Origin of the sequence: Thermogladius sp. (genome assembly GCF_049970955.1) — an archaeon.
GTDB lineage: Archaea > Thermoproteota > Thermoprotei_A > Sulfolobales > Desulfurococcaceae > Thermogladius.
In genome coordinates, this window is record NZ_JBMFLY010000072.1 from 1 (window position 1) to 3,840 (window position 3,840).

The 3,840-nt window shown below is 57.0% G+C and carries 4 protein-coding genes; all 4 read left to right on the forward strand.

Annotation, left to right across the window (positions count from 1 at the left end):
- Window positions 1-114: 114 nt before the first annotated feature.
- Genes pstS through ACP5VX_RS06435 form a run of 4 tightly spaced genes read left to right on the forward strand, consistent with a single transcriptional unit; the run spans window position 115 to window position 3,766 of the window.
- A complete protein-coding gene (gene pstS / locus ACP5VX_RS06420; protein WP_428725058.1) occupies window positions 115-1,251 on the forward strand; it encodes a phosphate ABC transporter substrate-binding protein PstS in 1,137 nt (378 codons plus the stop codon).
- 1 nt (window position 1,252) lies between these two features.
- On the forward strand, window positions 1,253-2,170 hold the full coding sequence (locus ACP5VX_RS06425; protein ID WP_428725061.1) for a PstC family ABC transporter permease: 918 nt from the start codon (window positions 1,253-1,255) through the stop codon (window positions 2,168-2,170).
- Entirely contained in the window at window positions 2,163-3,017 is an 855-nt protein-coding gene (locus ACP5VX_RS06430; RefSeq protein WP_428725059.1) for a PstA family ABC transporter permease, read from the forward strand. Before ACP5VX_RS06425 ends, ACP5VX_RS06430 begins: the two co-directional genes overlap by 8 nt.
- On the forward strand, window positions 3,014-3,766 hold the full coding sequence (locus tag ACP5VX_RS06435) for a phosphate ABC transporter ATP-binding protein (protein ID WP_428725060.1): 753 nt from the start codon (window positions 3,014-3,016) through the stop codon (window positions 3,764-3,766). Before ACP5VX_RS06430 ends, ACP5VX_RS06435 begins: the two co-directional genes overlap by 4 nt.
- Window positions 3,767-3,840 lie beyond the last annotated feature (74 nt).

The window sequence follows — 3,840 nt, forward strand, 5'->3', positions numbered from 1 at the left end:
CTCCGCACGAACTTTAAAGTTTATTGCGGTCTTTAAAGGTTATTGTACTCGCGTTGAAAAACACGAATCCAATCATATATTCCTAGTGGGGCCAATATGGGCAAAAAAGTTATCTTGCCCGTACTCGTAATCATCATTATCGTGTTAGGAGTAGCCTGGTTCTACATGGCGGGCAGGACGTACACGGGAGGACCGTACACGGGCCAGACTTCTCCATCGCCCATCCACTCGTCCCCGACCCCGACTACTCTCCCTCTGAGCGTTGTGCTTAACGGTGCGGGCTCTACGCTTCAGGCACCGCTAGTCCAGTACTGGGCTAGACTGTTCCAGCAGGAGACGGGTGTCCAGGTGAACTACCAGGGGGTTGGAAGCGGTGCCGGGATCAGCATGTTCCTGGCCGGAACCACCGACTTCGCGGGAAGCGACGTACCACTACCACACGACGTCTACAAGAACTATGAAGGTAGAGTCCTACAGCTCCCGATCACGGTCGGGGTGGTCGTCGTTGTTTACAACATCCCGGAGATACCTAGAGAGGTCCACCTGAACATCACGGGGTGCCTACTAGCCGAGATCCTGAGAGGCAACGTGACAAAGTGGAACGACCCTGCTATCAAGAACCTCAACCCAGCCGTCGCCGACAAGCTCCCCGATAAGGATATCGTTGTCGTATACAGGAGCGACAAAAGCGGGACAACAAATACCCTGACCACATACCTCTCGCGGTCCTGTCCCTCCCTATGGCCGAGCAACCTCGTTGGTTTGTCCATGCCGACCTTCGTAACCGAGTCCAGCAGGGCTATCGGCGCGAAGGGTAGCGACGGCCTCACTCTCGCAGTGAAAAACAACCCGTACACCATAGGCTACGTGGAGGTCCAGTACGCCCTGTCCTCGGGACTACAGTACGCCGCGCTGCAGAACAGGGAGGGCTTCTTCGTCCTGCCCACCCCTAATGGCGTATCAGCCGCCGTGGAGAGCGTAATCGACAAGCTCCCCTCAACTGTTAGAGCGGACTGGAGCCAGTCCTCGAGCGAGGTGATATACGCGCCTGGCAACAACTCCTACCCGCTGGTCACCTTCACCTACCAGTTGTTCTGGGCGTCGTACCCCGACAAGAGCAAGCAGGAGGCCGTCAACATGTGGATACGCTTCATACTCACGAAGGGGCAGGAGAACACGATCGAGGGGTTCTACCCGCTCCCCCAGAGACTTGTTAGCGAGCTGTTGACCAGCCTCACACAGGGTGCCTAAGATGAGGGCAAGGGTTTTTTCAGCAGACAAGTTCGTCTACCTGGTGGGCTTGAACCTGGCGATCCTCGTCGTGTTGTTCGCCCTGGTCGTGTACGTCTTGGCCGTTAAGTCGGCCCCGTCCATCCTCACGCTCGGGGCGGGCCTGTTAGGCTCCGTCTGGAACACAGACGAGGGTGAGTACGGGCTCCTCGCACCCCTCCTGGGCTCTGTCCTCGTGACCGTCTACTCGATGCCCCTAATCATTGTTTTTTCCATACCCTTAGTGGTTTTAGCAGAGGAGTACTTGAGGGGTTTAGCCGGCAAACTAGTTAACCTCGTGATCGACCTGTCCGCGGGCCTTCCCACGGTGATCTACGCGTACATAGGCCTTGCTTTCATGTCCAACGTACTGAAGGACTGGTTAGAGAGGCCCCTACACGAGTTGCTCGGCTTTTTGCCTCTATTCGCCTGTAGGCCCCTGACTGGCCAGAACCTCATGACGGCCACTGTGATCCTCTCGATCTCCGCTGTACCCTACATGGCCGCACTGGTCAGGGAGTCTCTTAGAATGATACCGAAGTCCTACGTGGAGGCGTCCTACAGCATAGGGCTCTACAAGGAGGAGGTCATACTGATGAAGCTCTCGATGGTAAGGCCGGCAATAGTCTCAGCCCTACTACTATCGTCCAGCAGGGTCCTGACCGAGACCACTATAGTCTCACTAGTCGCGGGCAACCAGTACGTGATAACCCCCTGCGCACTCTCGCCGGTGTCGACCATTCCCTCTCTCATAGTGAACAACTTCGGCTACTCCGTCATGTACCCCCTCCTCGACAGCGTGTTGTTCGCCTCGTCCCTGATACTCTTCGTTCTATCCCTGTCGTTGAACGCGGCTGGTCTCTACCTCAACAAAAGGTTCAGGGTGGTGGTAAGTGAGTAGGCGGCGGTCTCTCAAGGTCGCACTCGTCAGGGTCTCATTGTTGACCTCCGCGCTCGTGTCCCTGACCCTGATACTCGTAGTACATATCGTAGTGGTTGTGTACGGGCTCCCCCTTGCACTACTGAACGGGCTGAGCCTGCTGTACGCTACTCCACCCCTCCCCAACCAAGACGCCCCGGTTGGTGGTGTGGGCCCCAGCCTAGTAGGGACTCTCGTGTCGTCGGGTATCGCCGTCGCCTTGGCGACCCCCGTGGCCCTCGTTGCCGCGTTCACTATGGTCGAGTACAGGGGGAGGTGGTTCGTCGACTTCCTGAGGGTAGTCTTCACGAGCCTGTACGGGCTACCGACGATCACGATTTCCGTCATAGTGTACAGCCTACTCGTCATACCCATGAGGACGCAGAGCCTCTTGGCCGGCTCCATATCGCTGGCTCTAGTGGCGCTACCGGTAGAGATATCGTACCTAGAGGGCGTCTTTTCGAGCATCCCCCAGACTTACCGCGAAGCCGGCTACGCGATCGGGCTCACGAGGTGGTTGGTACTGAGGAAAGTACTGATTGGAATAGGAAAGTCGGGGGTGGCATCAACTGTGGCACTGACCCTGGCGAGGGTGATGGGGGAGACGGCGCCGCTCCTCTTCACGATCGGCAACGCCATTAACACCTACCCCTCTTCGCTCTACAGCCTACTCCAGCCGTCGTCCACTATCACGACGCTCATCTTCACCCTCTCGAGCTCCCCATTCCCCTCCCAGTTCCAGTTCGCGTGGGCCGCGTCGCTAGTCCTCTACGTCGTGTACACTGCTCTATTCGCGCTGTCTCGAATGGTGAGGGGTGTGGAGCTGTGAGGTGCCATATCCGGGCTGTGGACTTCCACTTGTGGATAAACGACGTGGAGATCCTCAAAGGAGTCGAGTTCTGCGCGCCCAAGAACTCGATCTCGGTCATAGTCGGACCGAGCGGCTCGGGTAAATCGACTTTCCTTAAGAGCATAAACAGGATAATCGAGCTCAATGCCAACGTGAGGAGGAGTGGAGACATACTCTTGAACGGTGGGAGCCTCTTCGACATGGACCCCGTAGACGTGAGGAGGCGAGTAGCCATGGTGTTCCAGGTACCCAACCCGTTCCCCCACCTGACGATCTTCGAGAACGTGGCGCTCCCAGCCAAGGTCAACGGTGTGGCCAAGGACAGGGGTTCCTTGAGGGAGCTGGTTAAGTGGGCCCTTGAGAAAGCCATGTTGTGGGATGAGGTGAAGGACAAACTGGATAAGCACCCCCACGTGTTGAGCGGGGGCCAGAAGCAGAGGCTGTGTATAGCTAGGGCTCTTGCGATGAGGCCAGAGGTGCTACTTCTAGACGAGCCCACGGCGAACATCGACGTGATAAACGCGAAGAAGATCGAGGAGACCCTCAGAGAACTGAAGAACGAGATGACGATCGTCATGGTGACGCACAACCCGAACCAGGCCCTCAGGATCGGTGACTACGTAAACGTCATGTTCGACGGCAAGATAATCGAGAGCGGGCCCGTGAGCGACATCGTCTTGAAGACCAGGAACGAGCTCGCCATAAAGCTCTTGAGCGAGGGGTGGTGACGCGGTGGAGGCTAGTAAGACTGTAACAAAGATCGTCGAGTCGATCTCCGAGGAGACCTTTAAGTCCCTCGACA

Bases quoted from the DNA above. Each gene is read 5' to 3' on its own strand.
- ACP5VX_RS06425 (WP_428725061.1), top strand. From the start codon at position 1,253: ATGAGGGCAAGGGTTTTTTCAGCAGACAAGTTCGTCTACCTGGTGGGC.